Origin of the sequence: Chromobacterium piscinae (assembly GCF_021129175.1) — a bacterium.
GTDB classification, from domain to species: Bacteria; Pseudomonadota; Gammaproteobacteria; order Burkholderiales; family Chromobacteriaceae; genus Chromobacterium; species Chromobacterium piscinae.
Window position 1 is genome coordinate 90,978 of sequence record NZ_JAJOHV010000003.1, and the last position, 22,900, is coordinate 113,877.

The 22,900-nt window shown below is 64.1% G+C and carries 24 protein-coding genes; 18 read left to right on the plus strand and 6 right to left on the minus strand.

The window, feature by feature from the left end:
- The first annotated feature begins 3 nt into the window (after positions 1–3).
- The 8 genes from LQR33_RS00910 to LQR33_RS00945 all read left to right on the plus strand — a co-directional run bounded on the left by LQR33_RS00910 (position 4) and on the right by LQR33_RS00945 (position 8,180).
- Positions 4–963, plus strand: coding sequence for a beta-ketoacyl-ACP synthase III (locus LQR33_RS00910; RefSeq protein WP_166437959.1), 960 nt, complete (start codon positions 4–6; stop codon positions 961–963).
- Between the two features lie 125 nt (positions 964–1,088).
- Positions 1,089–2,018 carry an ACP S-malonyltransferase gene (gene fabD, locus LQR33_RS00915; protein WP_166437960.1) on the plus strand — a complete coding sequence of 310 codons (930 nt, stop codon included), beginning with the start codon at positions 1,089–1,091 and terminating at the stop codon, positions 2,016–2,018.
- 94 nt (positions 2,019–2,112) lie between these two features.
- Positions 2,113–2,850 (plus strand): 3-oxoacyl-ACP reductase FabG, encoded by a 738-nt coding sequence (gene fabG / locus LQR33_RS00920; protein ID WP_166437961.1) that lies wholly within the window; start codon positions 2,113–2,115, stop codon positions 2,848–2,850.
- A gap of 110 nt (positions 2,851–2,960) precedes the next feature.
- Entirely contained in the window at positions 2,961–3,200 is a 240-nt protein-coding gene (gene acpP / locus LQR33_RS00925; RefSeq protein WP_043596572.1) for an acyl carrier protein, read from the plus strand.
- Positions 3,201–3,365: 165 nt separating this feature from the next.
- Positions 3,366–4,607 carry a beta-ketoacyl-ACP synthase II gene (gene fabF / locus LQR33_RS00930; RefSeq protein ID WP_166437962.1) on the plus strand — a complete coding sequence of 414 codons (1,242 nt, stop codon included), beginning with the start codon at positions 3,366–3,368 and terminating at the stop codon, positions 4,605–4,607.
- 131 nt (positions 4,608–4,738) lie between these two features.
- Positions 4,739–6,031: an aminodeoxychorismate synthase component I gene (locus tag LQR33_RS00935; RefSeq protein ID WP_231467041.1), complete on the plus strand. Its 1,293-nt coding sequence runs from the start codon at positions 4,739–4,741 to the stop codon at positions 6,029–6,031.
- Positions 6,031–6,843, plus strand: a complete 813-nt coding sequence (pabC, locus tag LQR33_RS00940) for an aminodeoxychorismate lyase (RefSeq protein WP_231467043.1) — start codon at positions 6,031–6,033, stop codon at positions 6,841–6,843. The genes LQR33_RS00935 and pabC overlap by 1 nt, the downstream gene beginning before the upstream one ends.
- 155 nt (positions 6,844–6,998) lie before the next feature.
- Positions 6,999–8,180: a dicarboxylate/amino acid:cation symporter gene (locus tag LQR33_RS00945; protein WP_231467045.1), complete on the plus strand. Its 1,182-nt coding sequence runs from the start codon at positions 6,999–7,001 to the stop codon at positions 8,178–8,180.
- Between the two features lie 172 nt (positions 8,181–8,352).
- Here the strand turns inward: LQR33_RS00945 and LQR33_RS00950 are convergent, their stop codons facing one another.
- Complete coding sequence (locus LQR33_RS00950) at positions 8,353–8,613, minus strand: DUF4936 family protein (protein WP_166437966.1); 261 nt, start codon at positions 8,611–8,613, stop codon at positions 8,353–8,355.
- Positions 8,614–8,694: 81 nt separating this feature from the next.
- Between LQR33_RS00950 and LQR33_RS00955 the strand changes: the two genes are divergently transcribed.
- On the plus strand, positions 8,695–9,585 hold the full coding sequence (locus LQR33_RS00955; protein ID WP_205692329.1) for a prephenate dehydrogenase: 891 nt from the start codon (positions 8,695–8,697) through the stop codon (positions 9,583–9,585).
- 1 nt (position 9,586) lies between these two features.
- Entirely contained in the window at positions 9,587–10,327 is a 741-nt protein-coding gene (locus LQR33_RS00960) for an SDR family oxidoreductase (protein WP_231467048.1), read from the plus strand.
- Here LQR33_RS00960 and LQR33_RS00965 read toward each other — a convergent pair.
- On the minus strand, positions 10,324–11,208 hold the full coding sequence (locus tag LQR33_RS00965; protein ID WP_166437968.1) for a LysR family transcriptional regulator: 885 nt from the start codon (positions 11,206–11,208) through the stop codon (positions 10,324–10,326). The two genes, LQR33_RS00960 and LQR33_RS00965, sit on opposite strands and share 4 nt — an antisense overlap.
- A 100-nt stretch (positions 11,209–11,308) precedes the next feature.
- On the opposite strand from LQR33_RS00965, the gene LQR33_RS00970 reads away from it, so the two are divergent.
- Positions 11,309–12,556: an MFS transporter gene (locus LQR33_RS00970; protein ID WP_321206494.1), complete on the plus strand. Its 1,248-nt coding sequence runs from the start codon at positions 11,309–11,311 to the stop codon at positions 12,554–12,556.
- Between the two features lie 47 nt (positions 12,557–12,603).
- On the opposite strand, the gene mnmA is transcribed toward LQR33_RS00970, so the two are convergent.
- From mnmA to LQR33_RS00985, 3 genes are read right to left on the minus strand one after another with little or no spacing between them, the layout of a single operon-like run.
- The gene (gene mnmA / locus LQR33_RS00975) at positions 12,604–13,680 is read right to left on the minus strand and encodes a tRNA 2-thiouridine(34) synthase MnmA (protein WP_221667064.1); all 1,077 of its coding nucleotides are present in this window, start codon (positions 13,678–13,680) and stop codon (positions 12,604–12,606) included.
- Positions 13,677–14,270 (minus strand): hypothetical protein, encoded by a 594-nt coding sequence (locus LQR33_RS00980; RefSeq protein ID WP_221664289.1) that lies wholly within the window; start codon positions 14,268–14,270, stop codon positions 13,677–13,679. The genes mnmA and LQR33_RS00980 overlap by 4 nt, the downstream gene beginning before the upstream one ends.
- Positions 14,271–14,292: 22 nt before the next feature.
- Positions 14,293–14,760, minus strand: a complete 468-nt coding sequence (locus tag LQR33_RS00985) for an NUDIX hydrolase (protein WP_231467050.1) — start codon at positions 14,758–14,760, stop codon at positions 14,293–14,295.
- A gap of 60 nt (positions 14,761–14,820) precedes the next feature.
- Between LQR33_RS00985 and LQR33_RS00990 the strand changes: the two genes are divergently transcribed.
- Positions 14,821–15,021 (plus strand): (2Fe-2S)-binding protein, encoded by a 201-nt coding sequence (locus LQR33_RS00990; protein ID WP_114059845.1) that lies wholly within the window; start codon positions 14,821–14,823, stop codon positions 15,019–15,021.
- Positions 15,022–15,142: 121 nt separating this feature from the next.
- A complete protein-coding gene (gene bfr, locus LQR33_RS00995; RefSeq protein ID WP_046155655.1) occupies positions 15,143–15,619 on the plus strand; it encodes a bacterioferritin in 477 nt (158 codons plus the stop codon).
- Positions 15,620–15,676: 57 nt separating this feature from the next.
- On the opposite strand, the gene LQR33_RS01000 is transcribed toward bfr, so the two are convergent.
- Positions 15,677–17,278 (minus strand): YdgA family protein, encoded by a 1,602-nt coding sequence (locus LQR33_RS01000; RefSeq protein ID WP_231467052.1) that lies wholly within the window; start codon positions 17,276–17,278, stop codon positions 15,677–15,679.
- Positions 17,279–17,438: 160 nt separating this feature from the next.
- Here LQR33_RS01000 and LQR33_RS01005 point away from each other — a divergent pair, with 160 nt between their 5' ends.
- The 5 genes from LQR33_RS01005 to LQR33_RS01025 all read left to right on the plus strand — a co-directional run bounded on the left by LQR33_RS01005 (position 17,439) and on the right by LQR33_RS01025 (position 22,722).
- On the plus strand, positions 17,439–18,626 hold the full coding sequence (locus LQR33_RS01005; RefSeq protein WP_021478610.1) for a DesA family fatty acid desaturase: 1,188 nt from the start codon (positions 17,439–17,441) through the stop codon (positions 18,624–18,626).
- A gap of 172 nt (positions 18,627–18,798) precedes the next feature.
- Positions 18,799–19,635, plus strand: a complete 837-nt coding sequence (locus tag LQR33_RS01010; protein WP_104948164.1) for a class I SAM-dependent methyltransferase — start codon at positions 18,799–18,801, stop codon at positions 19,633–19,635.
- A 107-nt stretch (positions 19,636–19,742) separates the two neighbouring features.
- Positions 19,743–21,113 carry a pyridoxal-phosphate dependent enzyme gene (locus LQR33_RS01015; RefSeq protein ID WP_166437971.1) on the plus strand — a complete coding sequence of 457 codons (1,371 nt, stop codon included), beginning with the start codon at positions 19,743–19,745 and terminating at the stop codon, positions 21,111–21,113.
- Positions 21,114–21,172: 59 nt separating this feature from the next.
- A complete protein-coding gene (locus LQR33_RS01020; RefSeq protein WP_166437972.1) occupies positions 21,173–22,315 on the plus strand; it encodes a trans-sulfuration enzyme family protein in 1,143 nt (380 codons plus the stop codon).
- Positions 22,316–22,374: 59 nt separating this feature from the next.
- Positions 22,375–22,722 (plus strand): RidA family protein, encoded by a 348-nt coding sequence (locus LQR33_RS01025; RefSeq protein WP_021478614.1) that lies wholly within the window; start codon positions 22,375–22,377, stop codon positions 22,720–22,722.
- Positions 22,723–22,900 lie beyond the last annotated feature (178 nt).

The window sequence follows — 22,900 nt, forward strand, 5'->3', positions numbered from 1 at the left end:
CATATGGGCTATTCCCGCATTCTCGGCACTGGCAGCTTCCTGCCGTCCCAGGTGCTCACCAATGCGCAATTGGCCGAACGGGTGGAAACCAGCGACGAGTGGATTGTCTCTCGCACCGGCATCCGCGCGCGCCATATTGCCGATGAAGGGCACAAGACCAGCGATCTGGCGCTGAGGGCGGCGGAAGCCGCCATCGCCAGCGCCGGCATCGACAAGGGCGAGATCGACCTGATCATCGTCGCCACCACTACTCCCGACATGATTTTCCCCAGCACCGCCTGCATCTTGCAGGAGAAGCTGGGCTTGCCCGGCGTGCCGGCTTTCGACGTGCAGGCGGTGTGCGCCGGCTTCGCTTACGCGCTGGCCACCGCCAACGCCTACATCAAGAGCGGCATGTCGAAGAAGGCGCTGGTGATCGGCGCGGAAATCATGTCGCGCGTGCTGGACTGGGATGATCGCCGGACCTGCGTGCTGTTCGGCGACGGCGCCGGCGCGGTGGTGCTGGGCGCGTCCGACGAGCCCGGCATCCTGCATGCCAAGCTGGCGGCCGACGGTCGTTATCAGGGCTTGCTGAATACTCCGGCGCAAATCTCCGGCGGCAAGATTCAGGGCATGCCCTATCTGCACATGGATGGCCCGGCGGTGTTCAAGTTCGCCGTCAAGTCGCTGTCTGAAATCGCCGCTGCCACGCTGGCCGAGGCGGGCGTCGATAAGGCCGATCTGGATTGGTTGGTCCCGCACCAGGCCAATCTACGCATTATCGAGTCCACGGCCAAGCATTTGGGCCTGTCCATGGATAAGGTTGTCGTCACTTTGCCGGAGCAGGGCAATACTTCGGCAGCCTCCATCCCGCTGGCGCTGGATGTCGCGGTGAGGGATGGGCGTATTCAGCGTGGCCAAACCGTGATGCTGGAGGGCATCGGCGGCGGTTTCGCCTGGGGCGCGGTGCTGCTGACCTTCTGATTGGAATTCCGCAAAGTGGCTTTTTCGCCGCATGATCGCCGATAATGACAACGTTTATTGATCGGCGGCGTGGCGCGACCGGCCGCTTTGCGTCATCCTTTGCGTCGAATTCTGTGGAGTCGACTATGGCTTTTGCTTTTCTTTTTCCGGGACAGGGCTCGCAGAGTCTGAAAATGATGGACGGCTTCGCCGACCTGCCCGTGGTGCAACATACTTTCGAAGAAGCGTCGGACACCTTGTCGCTGGATCTGTGGGCGATGTTGCAGGCCGATGGCGCCGATGCGAGAAACGCTACCGTGAACACCCAGCCCATCATGCTGGCCGCTGGTTATGCCACTTATCTGGCGTGGCAGGAGCTGAACGGCAAGCAGCCGTCCATCGTGGCCGGCCATAGCTTGGGCGAATACACCGCCCTGGTGGCGGCTGGCGCGCTGCCGTTTTCCGAGGCGGTGAAGCTGGTGCGCGTGCGCGCCGAGGCGATGCAGGCCGCGGTGCCGGCTGGAGCCGGCGCTATGGCAGCCATCATCAATCTGTCCAACGAAGACATCCATGCGGCCTGCATTGAGGCCGCTCAGGGTGAAGTGGTGGAGGCCGCCAATTTCAACTCCTCGGGCCAGGTGGTGATCGCGGGACACACGGCTGCGGTGGAGCGGGCGATAGAGCTGTGCAAGGCCAAGGGCGCCAAACGCGCGCTGCCTTTGCCGGTATCGGTGCCGTCGCATTGCTCGTTGATGCGGCCGGCTGCCGAGCGTCTGGCCGAGGCGTTGCAAGACGTGCATCTGAGCGCGCCGGCGATTCCGGTGCTGCACAACGCTGATGTCGCCAGTTACAGCGATGTATCGCAGATCCGCGACGCGCTGATTCGCCAGCTTTACATGCCGGTGCGCTGGACTGAGACAATCCAGAAGTTGGCCGCTGACGGCGTGACGATGATGGCGGAATGCGGTCCGGGTAAAGTGTTGGCCGGGCTTGCCAAGCGCATCGACAGTGACATCACGTGCCTGGCGCTGACCAACCGCGCGGCGCTCGAAGCCGCGCGCGAAGAGTTGGTCTGACGGGAAATTCCAGCGGGCCGGCTTGATGCCGGGTTGCTATCGTCCCTCTCTAGGCTGGTGCCGGGTGGGATGTTGACAATAAGGAGACACATTGATGAGTCTGCAAGGCAAAGTGGCGTTGGTGACCGGCGCCTCGCGCGGCATAGGCGCGGCGATCGCCGACGCGCTGGCCGCCGAGGGCGCAGTGGTCGTCGGCACCGCCACGTCCGAATCCGGCGCGGCCGCCATTCATGAGCGCCTGTCGGCAGCCGGCGGGGCCGGCCGCGTGCTGAACGTCACCGAGGAGGGCGCCGTCGAGGCGCTGATCGAGTCGGTTGAGAAGGAGTTCGGCGCCGTGGCGGTTCTTGTCAATAATGCCGGCATCACCCGCGACGGTCTTCTGATGCGGATGAAGGATGAGGATTGGGACGCGATCATGGATACCAATCTGAAGTCGGTGTTCAAGACGTCCAAGGCCGTGATGCGCGGCATGATGAAGGTCCGTAGCGGCCGCATCATCAACATCGCCTCTGTGGTGGGCGCGATGGGCAACGCCGGTCAGGCCAATTATGCGGCCGCCAAGGCTGGCATCATGGGCTTCACCAAGTCAATGGCTCGCGAGGTAGGCAGCCGCAACATCACAGTCAACTGCGTGGCTCCGGGCTTTATCGACACCGACATGACCCGCGCGCTGCCGGAAGCGCAGCGCGAGACGCTGGTTGGGCAGATTTCGCTGGGCCGTTTGGGCGATGCCAAGGACATTGCCGATGCCGTGGTATTCCTGGCGTCGGACCGGGCATCCTACATTACGGGCCAGACTTTGCACGTTAATGGCGGCATGCTGATGCCTTAATTTCTGTCCGGCTAGCGCTGGATAGAGATTTAGGTAGGCTGCTCTAATTTTTTTTTGTAGAATACCGGGGTTTTGTGATCCCGAATCAGAAAGGTCAAGGGTTTAAACAAATGGAAAACATCGAAGCGCGCGTCAAGAAGATCGTTGCCGAGCAACTGGGCGTGAACGAAGCCGAAATCAAGGTGGAAAGCTCTTTCGTCGACGATCTGGGCGCCGATTCCCTGGATACCGTTGAACTGGTGATGGCACTGGAAGAAGAGTTCGAGTGCGAGATCCCGGACGAAGAAGCCGAGAAGATCACCACGGTTCAACAAGCCATCGACTACGTGACTGGCCATCTGAACAAGTAATCCCTCTTTTCGGGACCAGGACCTCTGCGTGGTGGTGCTTCGGCTCGCCTGCAGAGGTTCTTTTGTTAAGAAGGTTCCAAACGCGCGTTTGAACCTGACTTGTGCTTGTCAGACGCGCGTGGTTTCATCGGGAGACTGCCCTCCCATCTATCACGGAGATTCTTCGTGTCCAAACGCAGAGTAGTAGTCACCGGCCTGGGCCATGTGTCCCCGGTCGGCAACGATGTCGCCACCGGCTGGGCCAACCTGTTGGCCGGCAAGAGCGGCATCGCCAAGATCACCCGATTCGACGCCAGCGACATGGCTTGCCAGATCGCGGGCGAGGTCAAGGGCTTCAATATCGGCGATTACATTACGCCGAAGGAAGCGCGGCGCAACGATCTGTTCATTCATTACGGCATCGCCGCGGCCCTGCAGGCCGTCGCCGACGCCGGGCTGGATGACATCCCGGGTCTGGACAAGACCCGCGTCGGCGTCAACATCGGTTCCGGCATCGGCGGCTTGCCGCTGATCGAGGATACCGGCGTGGCGCTGATGGAGGGCGGTCCGCGCAAGATCGGCCCGTTCTTCATTCCGGGCTCGCTGATCAACCTGATCGCCGGCCAGGTTTCCATCCTGAAGGGCTATCAGGGACCCAGCTACGGCATCGTGTCCGCCTGCACCACCGGCGCGCACTGCATCGGCGACGCCGCTCGCCTGATTCAGTACGGCGACGCCGATATCATGGTGGCCGGCGGTTCCGAGGGCGCGGTTTCGCGCCTGGGCATCGGCGGCTTCGCCGCGATGAAGGCGATGTCCACCCGCAACGACGACCCCGAGGCCGCGTCCCGACCATGGGACAAGGGCCGCGACGGTTTCGTGATGGGCGAAGGCGCCGGTGTGCTGGTGCTGGAGGATTATGACCATGCGGTGAAGCGCGGCGCCAAGATCTATGCAGAGCTGATCGGCTTCGGCATGAGTTCGGACGCGCACCACATCACCGCGCCCAGCTCCGAAGGTCCGGCCCGCGGCGTAAGCAACGCGCTGCGCGACGCCGGCATCAACGCCGACGCGGTGCAGTACGTGAACGCTCATGGCACGTCCACTCCGCTGGGCGACGCCAACGAAACGACTGCCATCAAAATGGCTTTCGGCGATCACGCCAAGAAGCTGGTGGTCAACTCCACCAAGTCGATGACCGGCCATTTGCTGGGCGGCGCAGGCGGCGTGGAGGCGATTTACACCATTCTGGCGATCCACAACCAGGTGTCCCCGCCGACCATCAATCTGGTCGAGCAGGATCTGGAGGCCGGCTGCGATCTGGATTACGTGGCCAACACCGCGCGCGACATGAAGATCGAGGTGGGTATTTCCAACTCCTTCGGTTTCGGCGGCACCAACGGCACCCTGGTGTTCAAACGGGTCTGATCGTCGCCGCAGGCGATTGACAGAGCGAACCGCTGCGTTACACTCGCAGCGGTTTTTCTTTTTTCGCCGCCGCTCAAGGTGGGCGGCGGTGTTGCAAATCAGTGCCGGGCCTTGCCGGCCCAGGATCGTAGATGTTCACTCAGAAACTCGACTTCATTCCCGATCTGTTGGCGCTGCATGCCGCCGATCGCGAAAACTTTCCCTATCTGATGCAATCGTCCGGCGACGGCGGCTGGGATCTGCTGCTGATGCAGAGCGAGCGGCGCGTGTTCATGGCGGGCGAGGGGCAGGCTTTTCTCGACGAGGTGCGCGCATTCAGGCCGCAGGCGGTGTCCAATCCGCACGGCCTGCCTTTCGTCGGCGGCTGGTTCGTCTACCTAGCTTACGATCTGTTGTCGGAATTCGAGCCGCGTGTGCCCTCAGCCTTGCCGGACAGCTTCCCATTGGCGGTATGGGCGCGCGCGCCCGCCGCGGTGCTGGTGGACCGCGCCAAGAACGAGGCCTGGCTGGTCGGCGAGACCGCCGACGACTGGCATGCGCTGGAACGCTTGGTGGCGGCGAAGCCGGCTTTCGCGCCCAAGGCGGTGGCGCTGGCCGGCCTGGAGGAGGATCCGCCGGAGTGGTACACCGACGCGGTGGCCCGTCTCAAGCGCTACATCTACGAAGGCGACGTGTTCCAGGTGAACATCTCGCGCGGCTGGCGGGCGGAGCTGGCCGATGGCATCGCCGCGCCGGATCTGTTCGCCGCGCTGCGCCGCGCCAATCCGGCGCCGTTCTCGGCGCTGGCGGACTTCGGCGACGCGCAGATCGTCAGCTCGTCGCCGGAGCGGCTGGTGCGGGTGCGCGACGGCTGGGCCGAGACCCGGCCGATCGCCGGCACCCATCCGCGTTCGACCGATCCGGCCGAGGACGCCGAGCTGAAGAAGCGGCTGATCACCAGCATCAAGGAGCGCGCCGAGCATGTGATGCTGATCGATCTGGAGCGCAACGATCTGGGCCGCATCAGCCGCCCGGGCACGGTCGAGGTCAACGAGCTGATGGCGGTGGCCAGCTATGCCTACGTCCATCACATCGAGTCCAATGTCCGCGGCAAGCTGCGCGACGACGTCGCGCCGGCGGACGTGCTGCGCGCGCTGTTCCCCGGCGGCACTATCACCGGCTGTCCCAAGGTGCGGACCATGCAGATCATCCGCGAGCTGGAAAACAGCGCGCGCCGGGCCTATACCGGCAGCCTCGGCTATCTGAACCGCGACGGCACCATGGACTTCAACATCCTGATCCGCACCTTCATGCAGGAAGGCGGCAAGCTGCGCTTCCGCGCCGGCGGCGGCATCGTCGCCGATTCCGATCCCGAGCGCGAATTGCAGGAAACCCGCCACAAGGCGCGGGGCCTGCTCAGGGCGCTGGGCGTGGAGCAGGCCTGATGGCGATGCTGGTCAACGGTCTGCCGGGCGAGGCGGTGTCGGCGCTGGACCGCGGCTTCAATTACGGCGACGGCGTGTTCCGCACCATGCAGTTGCGCCACGGCCGGCCATGGATGTGGCGCTGGCAGTACGCGCGGCTGGCCGACGACGCCGCGCGGCTGGCATTGACGCTGCCGGACGAGCAGCTGTTGCTGGACGAATTGATGGCGCTGGGCAGCGAACACGCGTTGGCGGTGGGCAAGATCGTGATCACCCGCGGCGTCGGCGCGCGCGGCTACGCGATGGCCGGCGCCGGCGCCCCGACACGCATCGTATCGGCCGTATCGTGGGACGGTTATCCGGCAGAGTACGGCGAGCGGGGCATCGAGGCGCGCTGGTGCGAGCTGAGGCTGTCGCTGCAGCCGCGCCTGGCCGGCGTCAAGCACCTGAACCGGCTGGAGAGCGTGCTGGCGCGGTCCGAATGGAACGACCCGGCGATACAGGAAGGCCTATTGCTGGACCAGGATGGCTGGCTGGCCGAGGGCACGATGAGCAATGTCTACCTGCTGCGGTGCGGGGAGATCCAGACCCCTTTGCTCGATCGCTGCGGCGTGAACGGCGCGGTGCGGGATTGGTTGACGGATAATATTTCAAATTTCGGACTTAAATTTTCAGAAAAGCGACTTTCTGCTGCCGATTTGATTGACGCTGACGCGGTGTTTCTCTCCAATAGCCTGATAGGCATCTGGCCGCTGGCTCGCCTGGGCGAGCGCGTCTGGATGCCTTCACCTTTGCTGCAGGCATTGCGGCAAGCCTTACTACAACAAGCCTGATGCATGGCGCCGGGGAACGTCGGCGCAATGTTCCGCTTGCCGCGCCGGCCGGCTCCCTCTCTTCTTCCGAATCGATCCGATCGCGCCGGAGCGGACGGGTTTTGTCCGGCGTCGCGCCAGGCGCGGCGGGCTGGATAACCCGGAAGAGGTTGCCTGTGAAATTGATTCTTAAACTGCTGGCCGGCATGGCGGTCGGCCTGCTGCTGGGCCTGTACGCGCCCGGACCGCTGCTGACGCTGATGCTGACTTTCAAAGGACTGTTCAGCCAGTTCATCGGCTTCATGATCCCGCTGATCATCGTGTTCTACATCATGAGCGGCATCGCCGCGCTGGAGACCGGGTCCGGCCGCATGCTGGGCTGGACCGTGGGCCTGGCTTACGCGTCCACCATTCTGTCCGGCGTGCTGGCTTTTGCCGCGGCATCCACATTTCTGCCGCAATGGCTGGGCGAGGCAGCCGCCGTTCCGGCCGCCGCCGACAAGCTGGCGCCGCTGTTCAAGCTGGAGATCAAGCCGCTGTTCGACGTGATGACGGCGCTGATGCTGGCCTTCGTCTTCGGCCTGGGCATCGCCGCCACCGGCGCGGCGCGGCTGCGCGAGATCGCCGATCAGGGCAAGGACATTGTCGAGATGGTGCTGGCGCGTGTGCTGGTGCCGCTGCTGCCGGCCTACATCGCCTGCGAATTCGCCGACATGGCCGCCGCCGGCACCGCCTTCGCCACGCTGAAAACCTTCGGCGTGGTGTTGCTGATGGCGATTGCCCTGCACTGGCTGTGGCTGGCCGCGCTGTACGGCGCCAGCGGCACGCTGCTGGGCCGCAATCCGCTGTCGCTGCTGCGCGCGATGCTGCCGGCCTATTTCACCGCGCTGGGCACCATGTCGTCCGCCGCCACCATCCCGGTGGCGCTGCGCTCGGCCGGCAAAATGAAGGTGTCGCCGCCGGTGGTGAATTTCGTGATGCCGCTGTGCGCCACCATTCACCTGTGCGGCTCCACCATCACGCTGGTGAGCTGCGCTACCGCGGTGATGCTGATGACCCATGGTCTGGAAGTGCCAGGCTGGGACGTGATGCTGCCCTTCATCCTGCTGCTGGGCGTGACCATGGTGGCCGCCCCGGGTGCGCCGGGCGGCGGCGTGATGTCGGCGCTGGGCATCCTGTCTAGCGTATTGGGTTTCCCCGAAGCCAGCCTGGCGCTGATGATCGCGCTCTATCTGGCGCAGGACAGTTTCGGCACCGCCTGCAATGTGGCCGGCGACGGCGTGGTCGCGTTGTGGGTGGACCGCCTGGTGGGCCGCGCTCCGCAGCCGGCAGGCGAGGCGGCCGTCCAGCGCGGCTGACGGTGATTTGCTAAGCAGAACAAGTGATTTGGGAGAATGGGCGGCGCTGGTTATAGTGTTCGCCTGACCGTTTGGCTGCCGCCTCAGCGCGGGGGTTTCGGTTTCTCTCGTTAATCGTGTTTGTTTTGGCCGGGCCGCGCGCCCGGCTTTTTCTTGCCCGTCCGTTTTGCGGCTATAGCGGCTGAAACCATTCCTCGCTGGCCGGCAGGGACAGACCATGGCGCAGGCGGGCCGCCTGCCAGGCCGAGCGGAATACGTCGCGGTCGGCGATGCCGGGGTAGACCTCCATCCAGGTGTCGGCGTCGTCGCAGCGGCGCAGCAGCTCGCCGGTCCAGCCGGCGGCGGCCAGCTCCATCTGCAGCGCGCGGAATCTGCCCAGCACGGTTTCAGGCTCGGCAGGCGCCTTGAAGTAACAATACAGCGTCGCGGTCATCCAAATCTCCAGACTGGCCATGGCGGCAAAATTGTTTATGATAGACCTTCTCGCCGCGGAAGTGGCGGCAGGACAAGGGGGATGCAGGTGCAGCAGCAGATAGACACCCTGGTGGTGGCGGGCGTCGGCCTGATCGGCGGCTCGTTCGCGCTGGCGCTCAAGCGCGCCGGCAGGGTGAAGACCGTGATCGGCGTCGGGCGCACGCTGGCCAATCTGGAAAAAGCGCTGACGTTGGGCGTGGCGGACGAGATCAGCCAGGACATCGGCGCTGTCGCCCATCGCGCCGACATGGTGCTGCTGGCGTCGCCGGTGGGCCAGATGGGCGCGTTGCTGGCGGCGCTGGCGCCGGAGCTGCGTCCGGGGACGGTGGTCACCGACGGCGGCAGCACCAAGAGCGATGTGGCCGCGTTGTACCGCCAATACTTGCCCGATCACCTGCCGTGGTGCGTGCCGGCCCACCCGATCGCCGGCTCCGACATGTCGGGCGCGGTGGCCGCCCAATACGGCCTGTACGAGAACCGCCGCGTGGTGCTGACGCCGCTGGCGGAAACCGCGCCCGAGGCGGTGGACGCCGTGGCGGATCTGTGGCGCGCCTGCGGCGCGGAAATCCACTGCATGGACGCCGCCGAGCACGATGCGGTGTTCGCCAGCGTCAGCCATCTTCCCCATTTGCTGGCCTTCGCCTATGTGGACCGGGTGGCGGCCAAGGCTAACGCCGAGCGCTGCTTCGATTTCGCCGCCACCGGCTTCCGCGATTTCACCCGCATCGCCGGCAGCCATCCCGAGATGTGGACCGACATCAGCCTGGCCAACCGCGATGCCTTGCTGGCCGAGCTGGCCGATTACCGAGCCGGCCTGGACCGGATGGCAGCGTTGCTGGAAGCCGGCGATGCGGAGGGCCTGAACCGTTTGTTCGGCGAGGCGCGCGCCGCACGCACCCGCTGGCATCAGCAATTTCTGAGGAGAGGCTAGGATGGACGGCAAAGTCGCCTTGGTGACCGGCGGCACGCGCGGAATCGGCGCGGCCACCACGCGCTTGCTGGTCGCCGCCGGCTGGCGGGTGGCTGCCAATTACTGTACGGACGAAGCCAGCGCCGCCGCGCTGAAGGCCGAGCTGGGCGATGCGGTGCAGCTGTTCCGCGCCGACGCGTCCGATGAAAAGGCCATTGTCAGGCTCTTCGACGATGCGATGTGCCATTACGGCAGGCTGGACGGGCTGGTCAACAACGCCGGCGTCACCGCGCCGATGTGCCGGCTGGAGGATTACAGCGCCGAGCGGGTGGAGCGGGTGTTGCGCGTCAACGTGCTGGGGCCGCTGCTGTGCTGCCGCGAGGCGGTGAGGCGCATGTCCACCCGCCATGGCGGCGACGGCGGCGCCATCGTCAATGTGTCCTCGGCCGCGTCGCGGCTGGGTTCCGCTGGCGAATACATCGATTACGCCGCCAGCAAGGGCGCGATAGACACGCTGACCCTGGGCCTGGCGCGCGAGGTGGCGGAAGAGGGCATACGCGTCAACGCGGTGCGTCCCGGCCTGATTGCAACCGATATCCACGCCGCCAGCGGCGAGGTGGGTCGCGTGGCGCGGCTGGCGCCTACGGTGCCGATGCGGCGCGGCGGCCAGCCGGAAGAGGTGGCGGAGGCCATCGTCTGGCTGCTGTCCGACGCCGCCTCATTCTGCACCGGCAGCCTGCTGGACGTGTCGGGCGGCCGTTAGTCTCCCCGCACTCCGGCCAGGAAATTGGCCACCAGCGGCGAGTTCTCGTCGCGGCGGACGGCGATGCCCATCGACAGATAGGCGCCGTCGTCGGCTAGCGGCACGTAGCGCACCGCCGGTATCTGCACGCATTCCAGCGGCGAGGGCAGGATGGCGATGCCGACGCCGGCCGCCACTAGGCCGATCTGGGTGATCGCCTCGCCCGCCTCCTGCACCATTTTCAATTCCAGCCCGTTCTGCAGCGCCAGTTGGCGCACCACATCGCTGAGGCCGGAGCCGGATTCGCGCGGATAGCCGATCAGCGGCTCGCCGGCCAGCCGGCTCAGCGCCAGCGCTTTTTCCGCGGCCAGCGGATGGGCGCTGGGCACCACCGCCAGCAGCCGGTCGCGGTGCAGCTCCTCCACCCGGATCAAGGGGCTGGGCGTTGGGCCGTTGAAACGGACGAAACCCAGGTCCAGCTGGCGGCGCTCCAGCGCGTCGAATTGGCCGGCGGTGAACATTTCGCTTAGCGTCAGCCTGACTTCGGGATAGTCCCGACGGTAATGCTGCAGGCTGTGGTGCAGGATGGGCGTCAGTGGCAAGGACGAGGTGAAGCCGATGCGCAGCTCGCCGGTTTCGCCGTTGGCGGCGCGGCGCACCGCGGCGGCGGCGGCCGCGCTGTCGGCCAGGATCTGGCGCGCGCGCGGCAATAGCTGTTGCCCGGCGGGCGTCAGCTCCACCTTGCGCTGGTGGCGGCGGAACAGCGGCGCGCCCAGCTCTGCCTCCAGCGCCTGGATCTGCTGGCTCAGCGGCGGCTGGCCGATGTGCAGCCGCTCGGCCGCGCGGGTGAAGTGCAGCTCTTCGGCCACGGCGATGAAGTAGCGCAGATGGCGCAGTTCCATATTGATATTTTAAAAGTATTAATCGTGGTTGAAATATATATTGGACTGAGGTTTTTCCCAAGCCTAAGCTGACGGTGTCGTTGAAGAAGAGATTGATGCCGTGTCCGTCCCCTCCGTTGCGCTGCAAGACAGCCAAACCATTTCCGAGCCGCCCGCCGCCAAGCTGCATGCCGGCACGCCGGCTTTCCGCTCTACCGCGCGCGCCATGTTCATCGGCGGTTTCTGCACCTTCTCCATGGTTTACGGCACCCAGCCCTTGATGCCGCTGTTCGCCCATGATTTTTCGCTGACGCCGGCCGCGGCCAGCGGCGTGGTGTCGATGTCCACCGGCGCGCTGGCGCTGGCCTTGATTCCGGCCAGTCTGCTGGCCGACCGCTTCGGCCGCCGCGTTTTGATGAATTTGGCGCTGGCCTTGGGCGCGGTGTTGATGCTGATGTCGGCCTTCGTCGCTGGCTTTGGCGCTTTTCTGCAGTTGCGGGCGGTGTTCGGCCTGGTGATGGCCGGCTTGCCGGCGGTGGCGATGGCCTATTTGAGCGAGGAGGTGGACGCCAAATCGCTGGGCCATTCCATGGGGCTCTACATCGCCGGCAACGCCTTGGGCGGCATGTGCGGCCGGCTGTTGGCTTCGCTGCTGGCCGATCACGTCGGCTGGCGCGGCGCGGTGCTGGCGTTGGCCGTGATCGGCTGCGTCGGCGCCTGGCAGTTCTGGCGCTTGCTGCCGGCCTCGCGCCATTTCCAACCCCGACGCCATGATTTCGCCCGCATGGGGCGCGAGTTGCGCGGCATGCTGCGTGACGGCGGCCTGCCGTGGCTGTTCCTCACCGCCTTCCTGTTGATGGGTTGTTTCGTCAGCCTGTACAACTATTTGGGCTTCCGCCTGCTGGCCGCGCCGTTCAATCTGAGCCAGAGCGCGCTGGCGCTGGTGTTCTCGCTGTATGTGGTGGGCATCTGGTCGTCCGCCTGGGTGGGCCGGCTGGCCGACGGCCTGGGGCGGCGCAATGTGTTGTGGATGATGGTGGCGATGATGCTGGCGGGACTGCTGCTGACGCTGGGCGACACCTTGTGGCTGCTGGTGCCGGGCGTGGCGCTGTTCACCTTCGGCTTCTTCGCCGCGCACTCGGTGGCCAGCAGCTGGGTGGGCCTGAGAGCCCGAGAGGGCAGGGCCTTAGCTTCGGCGCTGTATCTGACTGCCTACTATCTGGGCTCCAGCGTGTTCGGCACGATGTCGGGCTTGATGTGGGGGCGCGGCGGCTGGCACGGCGTGGCTTCGGCGTTGGCGCTGGCCTTGCTGGTCCTGATGGGGGTCAGTTTATGGCTGAGGCGGCTGCAACCCTTGCCGCAGGCCTGAACCAGCAATGAAAAAGCCCCGCGTTGCGGGGCTTTGTCTGTCGGGGCTTAGCGGATGATGCCGCCGCCCAGGCAGATGTCGCCGTGGTAGAGCACGGCCGATTGGCCGGGGGTGACCGCCCATTGCTTTTCCGTGAAGGTAAGCGTGGCCTGGCCGTCGACGATGGGCGACAGCGAACAGGCGGCGTCCGCCATCCGGTAGCGGTTCTTGGCGCTGTATTCGCCAGGCTGCGGCGCGTCCGGCAGCGTCCAACTGAGGTCGGCCATCGCCAGCGTCGGCTTCAGCAGCAGCGGGTGGTCGTGGCCCTGGACCACAATCAGCCTGTTGGCCGGGATATCCTTGCCGGCGACGAACCACGGCTCGCCGTTGCCGTCGCGCGAACCGCCTATGGTCAGGCCCTTGCGCTGGCCCAGCGTGTAGTACATCAGGCCGATGTGCTCGCCCACCACCTTGCCGTCCGGCGTCACCATCTGGCCGGGCGAGGTGGGCAGGTAGCGCTTCAGGAATTCGCGGAACGGGCGTTCGCCGATGAAGCAGATGCCGGTGGAGTCCTTCTTGGCCGCGGTCGGCAGGCCGGCCTGTTCGGCCAGCTGGCGGACTTCTGTCTTGCGGATGTCGCCCAGCGGGAAGATGGCCTTGGCCAGTTGATGCTGCTGCAGGCGGTACAGGAAGTAGCTCTGGTCTTTGGTGTGGTCCACCGCCTTCATCAGGTAGTGGGTGCCGTCCTGTTCCAGCTTGCGGGCGTAGTGGCCGGTGGCGATGCAGTCGGCGCCCAGCTCCATCGCGTAGTCGAGGAAGGCCTTGAACTTGATTTCGGCGTTGCACAGCACGTCCGGGTTCGGCGTGCGGCCGGCCGAGTATTCCTTCAGGAAGTACGAGAACACGCGGTCCTTGTATTCCTTGGCGAAGTTGACGATTTCCATGTCGATGCCGACGATGTCGGCCACGCTCATCGCGTCCAGCGCGTCCTGCTTGATCGAGCAGTATTCGTCGTCGTTGTCGTCTTCCCAGTTCTGCATGAACACGCCGATCACTTCATGGCCTTGCTGCTTCAGCAGCCAGGCGGTCACCGACGAATCCACGCCGCCGGACATGCCGACGACTATGCGTTTCTTACCCGTCACGGGGCGTTTCCTTCCTTGCTTTTGCTTGCCTGTCTGACAGGCTCGGATACGGCCGGGGGCTCGTATCCCGTCATCCAAATTGAAAGGGGAACCACCACGGGCGGTTCCCCGAAATCCTTGAACCAGGTGTCCACCGCCCAATCCTGATTGGCGGCGTTGTCGTGCAGCACGCCGGTGTAGTGCAGATCCAGAATCCACGGCGCCCGCCATTCAGGTGGCGCCGCGCGGTGGAATTTCAACCATCCCTGCCGCTGCAGGTAGTTGAGGAAAGTGGTGACGTTGCTGCTGTGGTCCACGCAGTCCATCCGGCCTTGAGCCGGGCCGTCGCGGAAATTGCCGCCTTTGTCCTGCCAGATCGGCGTGTCGCGCGCGGCGATGCGATACAGCGTCAGAACGGCGTCGGCCACCGCTTCGCGCTCGGACGCGGCGGAGTCGGATCGGCTCATGCGCGCGGCCAGCCAGTCATGCTCCTCGTCGGAGATGTCGAATTGGGCGTGCCTGGAACATCCGTAATGATAACAGATGTTTAGCCCGTCGGCGCGCGCGGCGGGAAGGAGCAGGGCAAGCAGCAGCGGTATCAATAGTCGCATCGGACATCCTGTGGCGGGCGGGTCAGCGCAGGTCGCTTATCAGTTGCAGAGGATACGCGATGCCATTGCGATAGTCTGCCAGGCATTGCAGCACCACCGGGCTGCGCAGCCGCGCAGTCTGCGTGGCGATGTCCTCGTAGGCCAGCCAGTGCACGGCGACGATGCCCTCGTCCAGCCGCGGCGGGGAGCCGGGCGGGACGGCATCGCCGTGGAAGGCGAAGCGCATATAGGTGATGTCGCCATCCTGAGCGTCGGCCAGGTAGATGCCGGTGAGGCCGCGCGGCGTGAACAGCCAGCCGCTTTCCTCCCGGGTCTCGCGCGCCACCGCTTGCAGCAGCGTCTCGCCGCGCTCCAGATGGCCGGCGGGCTGGTTGAGCCGCAGGCCGTCCGGCGTTTCCTCCTCGATCATCAGGAAGCGGCCGTCGCGCTCGATGATGGCGGCGACTGTTGCATTTGGCTTCCACTGACGCGCTTTGTTATTGACAATCATTCTTGTTTATTTCTATGATGATGATAATTATTCTTGATTGTAAGCCAGAGGGGGCTTCCGATGTATGTCTGCTTGTGCAATGCAGTGACCGACAGCCAGATCCGCCAGGCGGTTCATGGCGGTGCCACGCGCATGTGCGACCTGCGTCGGGAATTGGGCGTCGCCTCCGATTGCGGCAAGTGCGCCTGCATGGCCAATCAGATACGCAAGGACGCGCAAAGCGAACTGACCGCTTGCTCGGTGGCCCGCACCGCCGCCTGATCTTCTCCCAAGGGGGCAAGCCGCCCTTCTGCCAGCCCGCGAGCTGGCTGTTCCCATTTATGCCTTGAGCTATGCGCCTGCTGTGCCATAATGCCTGGACGATTTTTCAGGAGAATATGACATGCAAGGCGACAAGAAGGTCATCAAGTACCTGAACCAGATTCTCAAGAACGAGCTCACCGCGATCAACCAGTACTTCCTGCATGCCCGCATGTACAAGAACTGGGGCTTGAAGAAGCTGAACGAGCACGAGTATGAAGAATCCATCGACGAAATGAAGCACGCCGACAAGCTGATCGAGCGCGTGCTGTTTCTGGAAGGGCTGCCCAATCTGCAGGACCTGGGCAAGCTGCACATCGGCGAGAATCCGAAGGAAATGCTGGAGTGCGACCTGAAGCTGGAGCTGGAGGCGCTGCCGCTGCTGCGCGAGGCCATCGCCTACTGTGAAACCTCCAAGGACTACGTCAGCCGCGACATGCTGGAAGACATCCTGGAGAGCGAGGAAGAGCACGTGGACTGGCTGGAGACCCAGCTGGGCCTGATCGAGAAAGTCGGCCTGCAGAACTATCTGCAAAGCCAGATGGAAGACGCTTCCTGATCTGTGGGATGCAAGAAAAAAGGGCTGTCGTTGCGACAGCCCTTTTTTGCGTCCGGCTTATTTCTTCGCCGCAGGCTTGCTTGGTTCCGCGGCGGGAGCGGAGGCGTCGATGGTTTCCTCGCTTTCCTCCCACGGCAGCGGCACCTTCTGCTGGTGTATGGTCAGGCCCTTGGCGTCGTATTTCAGGTCGGTGGAAATCTGGCCGTTGTCCTCCACCAGATAGCCGCCCGATTTCCATTGCGTCAGCTGGCTGTCCAGCAGGCTTCTGGCCAGGTCTTCCACTTCCTGCATGTTCGGCTGCTCTTCGGCGCTCTGATCGACAGTGAACAGGTTGCGGGCCTGGGTCAGCACCAGCTCTTCCAGCGTCTGGCGCGGCAGGCTCAGCTTGGCGTCGGCTTCGATGCGCTTGGCCAGCTGCGTGATGTCGTTCAAGTCGGCCGGGGTGAAGCCGTTGATGCCCAGGCTGCCCTGCAGCTTGGCCTCGCCGGCCGGCATCTTCAGGTAGAACTCGTTGATCAGCAGCTTGGGATTGTTTTCCAGCAGCGGGATCGCGTTCTTCTTGATGGTGTCGACGTATTGCTTGCGCAGCACCGCCGGATCCACGCCTTCGAACGGAATCTCGCTGATCGCCTTGTCCAGCTTCACCAGCGTCGGGCCGTGCAGGTGGTTGGCGGACACGTCCAGCCGCAGCGGGCCGTAGCGGTTGGCGTTGAAGCTCAGCTCTGCGAAGTTCACCTTGCCGCGGGTGTTGACGAATTCGTCCTGCTCGCTGGTGACGATCTGGTAGCTGAAGTTCTTCAGCACCACCGACGACGGCTTGAACTCGCCGGACGGATTGACGAACTCGCCGACGCGGACGCGGGTCATCAGGTAGATCAGCTCGTTCAGCTTGATGCTGTACGGCACGCTCTCACGCGAGCTCAGCTGCACATTGCCTATGGTCAGTTCGCTGGTGCCGAGCTTGATGCCGGTGTTGCCCGGACGCATGTCGGACACATAACGCACGCCTTCGAACGAGATGCTGCCCTTGCTGGCGGCTTCCAGCAGGAAGCCGGGCGACAGCGCCTCGGTCTTGTATTCCTTGTAGCCGTTGGCGTAATCGACCTTGAGGTCGAAGCCTTTCCATTTCATCTTGACGCCGGACAGCGCCTCTTCGTAGTCGAAGGCGGGCACCGCCACTTCCAGCAGGCCGCCGCCGCCGAAGCCGATGCGGTTGGTGATGGCGATCGGCTCCTTGTCGCCGAAGAAGGTCTTCAGCGTCTTGCGGGTGGCGTCGCTCATCGCGAACTCGGTGCGCACCAGCGCGCGGCCGGGGCGGAAGTCAAAGCCAGCCAGGCCCGGCAGCGGGCCGTGCTTGACGTTGTTGGTGAACTTGATCGTGGAGTTCAGCAGCGGCTTCATATTGTCCGGCAGCATGTTCTCGTACGGGCCGGACAGATGGCGGTTGAACACCAGCTCGGTGGTCTCGGTGGACGAGAACCAGCCGCGTTGATAGCTGTGCGATTTGACCTTGAACAGCGGCAGGCCGGAGAGCATCCGGTACTGCTCCTGCAAGGTTTCCTCGGCCTTGACGCCGGCCCAGTAGCTGGAGCCCGCGTATAGGACGAACAAGCCGCCGATGGCGGCGCCGGCAATGATCAGTCGACGTTTTGGCAACACTAGTATTTTTCTGAACTAGGGTGAAATGATGCCCTATGGTACACCAATGCACCGGCGGATGCGCTCCCAGCGCGCTTGACCGGCAAATTTGGTTCTGCATGGCGGCAGGGCTTGTTATAGAATAGAGCTTTGTCTCTAAGTCGACGGACGCATCGAATACATGAACCTGAACTGGCTCAACGGTCTATTGGATCTGCCATGGTGGGGCAATATCGTCGCCGCCCTGATCCTGACCCACATCACCATCGCCGCGGTCACGATTTTCCTGCACCGCCACCAGGCCCACCGCGCGCTGGACCTGCACCCGATTCCCAGCCACTTCTTCCGTTTCTGGTTGTGGCTGACCACCGGCATGGTCACCAAGCAGTGGGCGGCCATCCATCGCAAGCACCACGCGCGCTGCGAAACCCAGGAAGACCCGCACAGCCCGCAGGTGCTCGGCATCAAGAAGGTGCTGTGGGAAGGGGCCGAACTGTACCGCGCCGCCTGCAAGGACCAGTCCATCATGGACAAGTTCGGCCACGGCACACCTGACGACTGGCTGGAGCGCAATGTCTACAGCAAGCACAACGCCAAAGGCATCGTGCTGATGCTGCTCATCGATCTGGCGCTGTTCGGGCCGATCGGCCTGTCGATCTGGGCCGTGCAGATGGTGTGGATTCCGTTCTGGGCCGCCGGCGTGATCAACGGCCTGGGCCACTTCTGGGGCTACCGCAACTTCGAGAACGAGGACGCTTCCACCAATCTGGTGCCTTGGGGCATCCTGGTGGGCGGCGAGGAGCTGCACAATAATCACCATACCTTCGGCACCTCGGCCAAACTGTCGTACAAGTGGTACGAGTTCGACATCGGCTGGATGTACATCCGCATGCTGGAAATCTGCGGCCTGGCCAAGGTGCGCAAGGTGGCGCCGCAACTGGCCCACGATCCGTCGCGCCCGCAGCTGGATCTGGAACACCTGCAGGCCATCATTGCCAACCGCTACGCGATCGCCTCGCGTTACGCGCGGGAGCTGAAGGCCGAGTGCGGCGCGGAATTGGCCAAGCTGAGCCTGCCCGAGTTGCCGCAGGTCAACCTGCCGCGCAAGATGAAGGTGTGGCTGAAGCAGGACGCCAAAGACCTGCCCGAGTGCGACCGCGACCAACTGGCCCGCATCCTGGAGCAGAGCCACGTGCTGGCGACCATCTACAATATGCGCCAGGAGCTGACCCGTCTGTGGGAGCGTTCCAGCCTGACCCGCGAGCAATTGCTGCAGGAGTTGCAGGACTGGTGCGCGCGCGCCGAAGCGTCCGGCATCGCCGCGCTGCAGCGTTTCTCGCAGAATCTGAGGCAGACCGCGCTGGCCTGACGCCTGATTCCCGTTTTCATTGCCAACCCCGCATCCGACGATGCGGGGTTTTTTATCGCCCGACATGCCGTTAGAGTTTTTTTCTATATTCAAATAGAAAATAAAGTTTGATTTCAAAATAGCTGAAAGAAATATAATGATGGCCTGTTGCTATTCGAGCGAGGTCATCGAGATGAGTGCATTGCAATTGACGCAGACGCAGTCCGATCTGCCTTACATCCACGGGTTTTCCGCCACCGAGCAGGCGAGGCTGGTGCGCCAGGCGCGCTTTTCCGAGGCGATGGTGTACCGCGACGTCGATTTTTCCGGCGTGCAAAAGCTGCTGGAGGTCGGTTGCGGCGTGGGCGCGCAGACCGAGATTCTGCTGCGCCGCTTCCCAGAGGTGGACATCACCGGCCTGGATTTCAGCCAGCGGCAGCTGGCGGTGGCGCGCCAGCGCTTGCAAGGCAGCCCCGAGCACGGCAGGGCGACGCTGCTGCACATGGACGCCGAGGATCTGGACTTCCCGCCCGCCAGCTTCGACGGCGCCTTCCTGTGCTGGATTCTCGAGCATGTGCATTCGCCGGAGCGCGTGCTGGCTGAAGTGAGGCGGGTGCTGAAGCCCGGCGCTAGGTTGTACGCGACGGAGGCGATGAACGCCACCTTCTTCCTGGCGCCGTATTCGGCCAATCTGCAAAAGTACTGGATGGCTTTCAACGACCACCAGCTGTCGGTGGGCGGCGATCCCTTTGTCGGCGCCAAGCTGGGCAACATCCTGATGCGGCTTGGCTTCCGCCATGTGGAGACCAAGGTGAAAACCTGGCATCTGGACAGCCGCGAGCCGCACCGGCGCCAGCAGGTGCTGGATTACTGGACTGAGCTCTTGCTGTCCGCCGCCGACCAGTTGATAGAAGCGGGCAGGGTGGATGCCGAGCTGGTCGAGTCAATGACAAAGGAATTGAGGTTGCTTAGGAGCGACCCGGAACTGGTATTCTTCTACAGCTTCATGCAGGCCAGTGCGGTGGTGTGAAGGCTTATTATATTTAGTAGGACTACTTCGATTTTGTAGAAGTTTTTGCAATTTTTATATAACAAAAAATTACTAAAAGTAATTTTAAAATAGCCAGGAGTATGGAAATGCAGGAAAATAGCGTTCTATCGTTGATCGGCAATACGCCGCTGGTCCGCGTCAGCCATCTGGACACCGGCCCGTGCGAGTTGTATCTGAAGCTGGAAAGCCACAATCCGGGCGGCTCGATCAAGGACCGCATCGCGCTGACCATGATCGAGGCGGCCGAGCGCGACGGCAAACTGAAGCCCGGCGGCGCCATCATCGAGGCCACCGCGGGCAACACCGGGCTCGGCCTCGCGCTGGTGGCGGCGCAGAAGGGCTATCCACTGACGCTGGTGGTGCCGGACAAAATGAGCCGGGAAAAGATTCTGCACCTGCAGGCGCTGGGCGCCCAAGTGGTGCTGACCCGCTCGGATGTCGGCAAGGGCCACCCGGAGTATTACCAGGACATGGCGGCGCGCATCGCCAGCGAGACGCCGGGCGCTTACTACATCGACCAGTTCAACAATCCGGCCAATCCGCTGGCGCACGAAACCACCACCGGACCAGAGATCTTCCGCCAGATGAACGGCGAAGTGGACGCGGTGGTGGTCGGCGTCGGCTCCAGTGGCACGCTGACCGGCCTGACCCGTTTCTTCCGCGCGCAATCGCCTGCCACCGCCTTTGTGCTGGCCGACCCGGTGGGCTCGGTGATGGCCGACTACGTCGAGACCGGCAGTTTCGGCCAGGCGGGCAGCTGGCTGATCGAGGGCATAGGCGAGGATTTCATCCCGCCGCTGACCGACCTGTCGATGGTGAAGCGCGCCTTCCGCATCAGCGACCAGGAAAGCTTCGACACAGCGCAGCAACTGCTGAGCAGCGAAGGCATTCTGGCCGGCTCGTCGTCCGGCGCGCTGCTGGCGGCGGCGTTGCGTTACTGCCGCGAGCAGACTGAGCCCAAGCGGGTGGTGACGCTGGTGTGCGACAGCGGCAACAAGTATCTGTCCAAGATGTACAACCGCGACTGGCTGGTGGACCAGGGCATGCTGCGCCTGCCCGAGGTGGGCGGGCTGACCGACCTGATCGTCCGCCGCCATCAGGACGGCAGCACCGTGTCGTGCCATCCGGACGAGCCGCTCAACGTCGCCTACCAGCGGATGCGGCTGCACGACGTGTCGCAGATGCCGGTGCTGGACGACGACAAGGTGGTTGGCGTGCTGGACGAGTGGGATCTGCTGCTGTCGGTGCATGGCGAGCCGGAGAACTTCCGCCAGACCGTGGCCACGGCGATGAGCGGCCATGTGCGCACGCTGTCGCCGCAGGCCTCGCTGCAGGATCTGCTGCAGGTGTTCAACGACGGCCACATCGCGCTGATCGTCGACAAGGGACGCTATCTGGGCCTGATTACCCAGGCCGACCTGCTGTCGTTCTGGCGACGCCAGCCGCGCGCTGCTTAAACCGATTTTCCGCCCCGGCGCCATGCGCCGGGGCGCATGATTTTGAGAAAGGATAAAACATGACCGATTTCCACACCCTGGCCGTGACCGCAGGCGCCCACGAGGACCCGTTCGGCGCGGTGATGCCGCCGATCTACGCGACCTCCACCTACCGCCAGAGCGCGCCGGGCGAACATACCGGCTATGAGTATTCCCGCTCGCAGAACCCGACTCGCGAAGCGCTGGAGCGGGCGGTGGCCGAACTGGAGGGCGGCGCCCGCGGCTACGCCTTCGGTTCCGGCCTGGCGGCGATTTCCACCGTGCTGGAGCTGCTGCCGGCCGGCAGCCACCTGATCGCGGTCAACGACCTGTATGGCGGCACCTACCGCCTGTTCGAGAAGGTGCGCAAGGCCAGCGCCAATCTGGAAGTGACCTATGTCGCCTCCGAGGACAGCGCCGCGCTGGAGGCCGCGATCCGGCCGAACACGCGGATGATCTGGGTGGAAACGCCGTCCAATCCGCTGAACCAGCTGGTGGATCTGCAGCAGGTGTCCGCCATCGCCCGCCGCCACGGCTTGATCGGTGTGGTCGACAACACCTTCGCCTCGCCGGTCAACCAGCGGCCGCTGGACTTCGGCTTCGACATCGTCGTCCACTCCGCCACCAAGTACCTGAACGGCCATTCCGACGTGGTGGCCGGCGTGGCCGTGGTCAGCCGCGACAAGCCGGAGCTGGCCGAGCAGCTGGCTTTCCTACACAACGCGGTGGGCGCCATCCTGGACGCCTTCCCCAGCTTCCTGGTGCTGCGCGGCCTGCGCACGCTGGCGCTGCGCATCGAGCAGCACAACCGCAACGGCCTGGCCATCGCGCGCTGGCTGGAAGCACAGCCTTGGGTGGAGAAAGTGCTGTATCCGGGCTTGGAGAGCCATCCGCAGCATGAGCTGGCGCGCCGCCAGATGCAGGGCTACGGCGGCATCGTGTCGTTCTACCTGAAGGGAGACGTCAAGGCCTTCCTGTCCAGGCTGAAACTGTTCACGCTGGCCGAGAGCCTGGGCGGCGTCGAGAGTCTGGTCTGCCTGCCGGCGGCGATGACCCATGCGTCGATTCCGGCGGAGCGCCGCGCGGCGCTGGGCATACACGACAACCTGATCCGCCTCTCGGTCGGCGTCGAGGGCGAAGCGGCGCTGATCGCGGACCTGGAGCGGGCGCAGCGGGACAGCTGAGCGCTTTATCGCTAGAATCAGCCGTCATGCCCACCCACTCATCCAATAAGGAGAACGATATGAGCATTTACCGTCACAAGCAGGGCGCCCGCCTGGCCGAAGCCGTGGTCACCAATGGCCTGATCTTCCTGGCGGGCCAGGTGCCGGAAAACACCGACGCCGACGCGCGCGGCCAGACCGAGAATGTGCTCGCTCAGATCGATGCCCTGCTGGCAGAGCTGGATTCGGACAAGAGCAAGATCGTCGACGTCACCATTTTCCTGGCCAACTTGGCCGATTACGACGCGATGAACGCCGCCTGGGACGCCTGGGTGCCGGCCGGCAACGTGCCCGCCCGCGCCACGGTGGAAGCCAAGCTGGCGAATCCGGCGTGGAAAGTGGAAATCAAACTGGTGGCCGCGCGCTGATCAGCCGCGCAGTCCTGCCGGGGGATTGACGGCGGCGACGCCGTTCCCGTTGGATTCGAAAGCCCGGAGCCTGCATCGCAGGTTCCGGGCTTTTTCATTTGGTCAGCGCACCTGTTGATCCCGGGCGGTTGACAGTCGTCTTCCATTTTCTCTTTGCCGCAGCGGCGCGCCCAGCTGG

What these genes read in the sequence shown, in the direction of transcription:
- LQR33_RS00980 (WP_221664289.1), bottom strand. Translation starts at nt 14,270, where the DNA reads ATGCGACTATTGATACCGCTGCTGCTTGCCCTGCTCCTTCCCGCCGCG.
- LQR33_RS01005 (WP_021478610.1), top strand. Translation starts at nt 17,439, where the DNA reads ATGAACCTGAACTGGCTCAACGGTCTATTGGATCTGCCATGGTGGGGC.
- LQR33_RS00985 (WP_231467050.1), bottom strand. Translation starts at nt 14,760, where the DNA reads ATGATTGTCAATAACAAAGCGCGTCAGTGGAAGCCAAATGCAACAGTC.
- pabC (WP_231467043.1), top strand. Translation starts at nt 6,031, where the DNA reads ATGGCGATGCTGGTCAACGGTCTGCCGGGCGAGGCGGTGTCGGCGCTG.
- LQR33_RS00935 (WP_231467041.1), top strand. Translation starts at nt 4,739, where the DNA reads ATGTTCACTCAGAAACTCGACTTCATTCCCGATCTGTTGGCGCTGCAT.
- fabD (WP_166437960.1), top strand. Translation starts at nt 1,089, where the DNA reads ATGGCTTTTGCTTTTCTTTTTCCGGGACAGGGCTCGCAGAGTCTGAAA.
- LQR33_RS01015 (WP_166437971.1), top strand. Translation starts at nt 19,743, where the DNA reads ATGCAGGAAAATAGCGTTCTATCGTTGATCGGCAATACGCCGCTGGTC.
- fabG (WP_166437961.1), top strand. Translation starts at nt 2,113, where the DNA reads ATGAGTCTGCAAGGCAAAGTGGCGTTGGTGACCGGCGCCTCGCGCGGC.
- LQR33_RS00960 (WP_231467048.1), top strand. Translation starts at nt 9,587, where the DNA reads ATGGACGGCAAAGTCGCCTTGGTGACCGGCGGCACGCGCGGAATCGGC.
- acpP (WP_043596572.1), top strand. Translation starts at nt 2,961, where the DNA reads ATGGAAAACATCGAAGCGCGCGTCAAGAAGATCGTTGCCGAGCAACTG.
- LQR33_RS01025 (WP_021478614.1), top strand. Translation starts at nt 22,375, where the DNA reads ATGAGCATTTACCGTCACAAGCAGGGCGCCCGCCTGGCCGAAGCCGTG.
- LQR33_RS00990 (WP_114059845.1), top strand. Translation starts at nt 14,821, where the DNA reads ATGTATGTCTGCTTGTGCAATGCAGTGACCGACAGCCAGATCCGCCAG.
- bfr (WP_046155655.1), top strand. Translation starts at nt 15,143, where the DNA reads ATGCAAGGCGACAAGAAGGTCATCAAGTACCTGAACCAGATTCTCAAG.
- LQR33_RS00910 (WP_166437959.1), top strand. Translation starts at nt 4, where the DNA reads ATGGGCTATTCCCGCATTCTCGGCACTGGCAGCTTCCTGCCGTCCCAG.
- LQR33_RS00955 (WP_205692329.1), top strand. Translation starts at nt 8,695, where the DNA reads ATGCAGGTGCAGCAGCAGATAGACACCCTGGTGGTGGCGGGCGTCGGC.
- LQR33_RS00965 (WP_166437968.1), bottom strand. Translation starts at nt 11,208, where the DNA reads ATGGAACTGCGCCATCTGCGCTACTTCATCGCCGTGGCCGAAGAGCTG.
- LQR33_RS01010 (WP_104948164.1), top strand. Translation starts at nt 18,799, where the DNA reads ATGAGTGCATTGCAATTGACGCAGACGCAGTCCGATCTGCCTTACATC.
- LQR33_RS00950 (WP_166437966.1), bottom strand. Translation starts at nt 8,613, where the DNA reads ATGACCGCGACGCTGTATTGTTACTTCAAGGCGCCTGCCGAGCCTGAA.
- LQR33_RS01020 (WP_166437972.1), top strand. Translation starts at nt 21,173, where the DNA reads ATGACCGATTTCCACACCCTGGCCGTGACCGCAGGCGCCCACGAGGAC.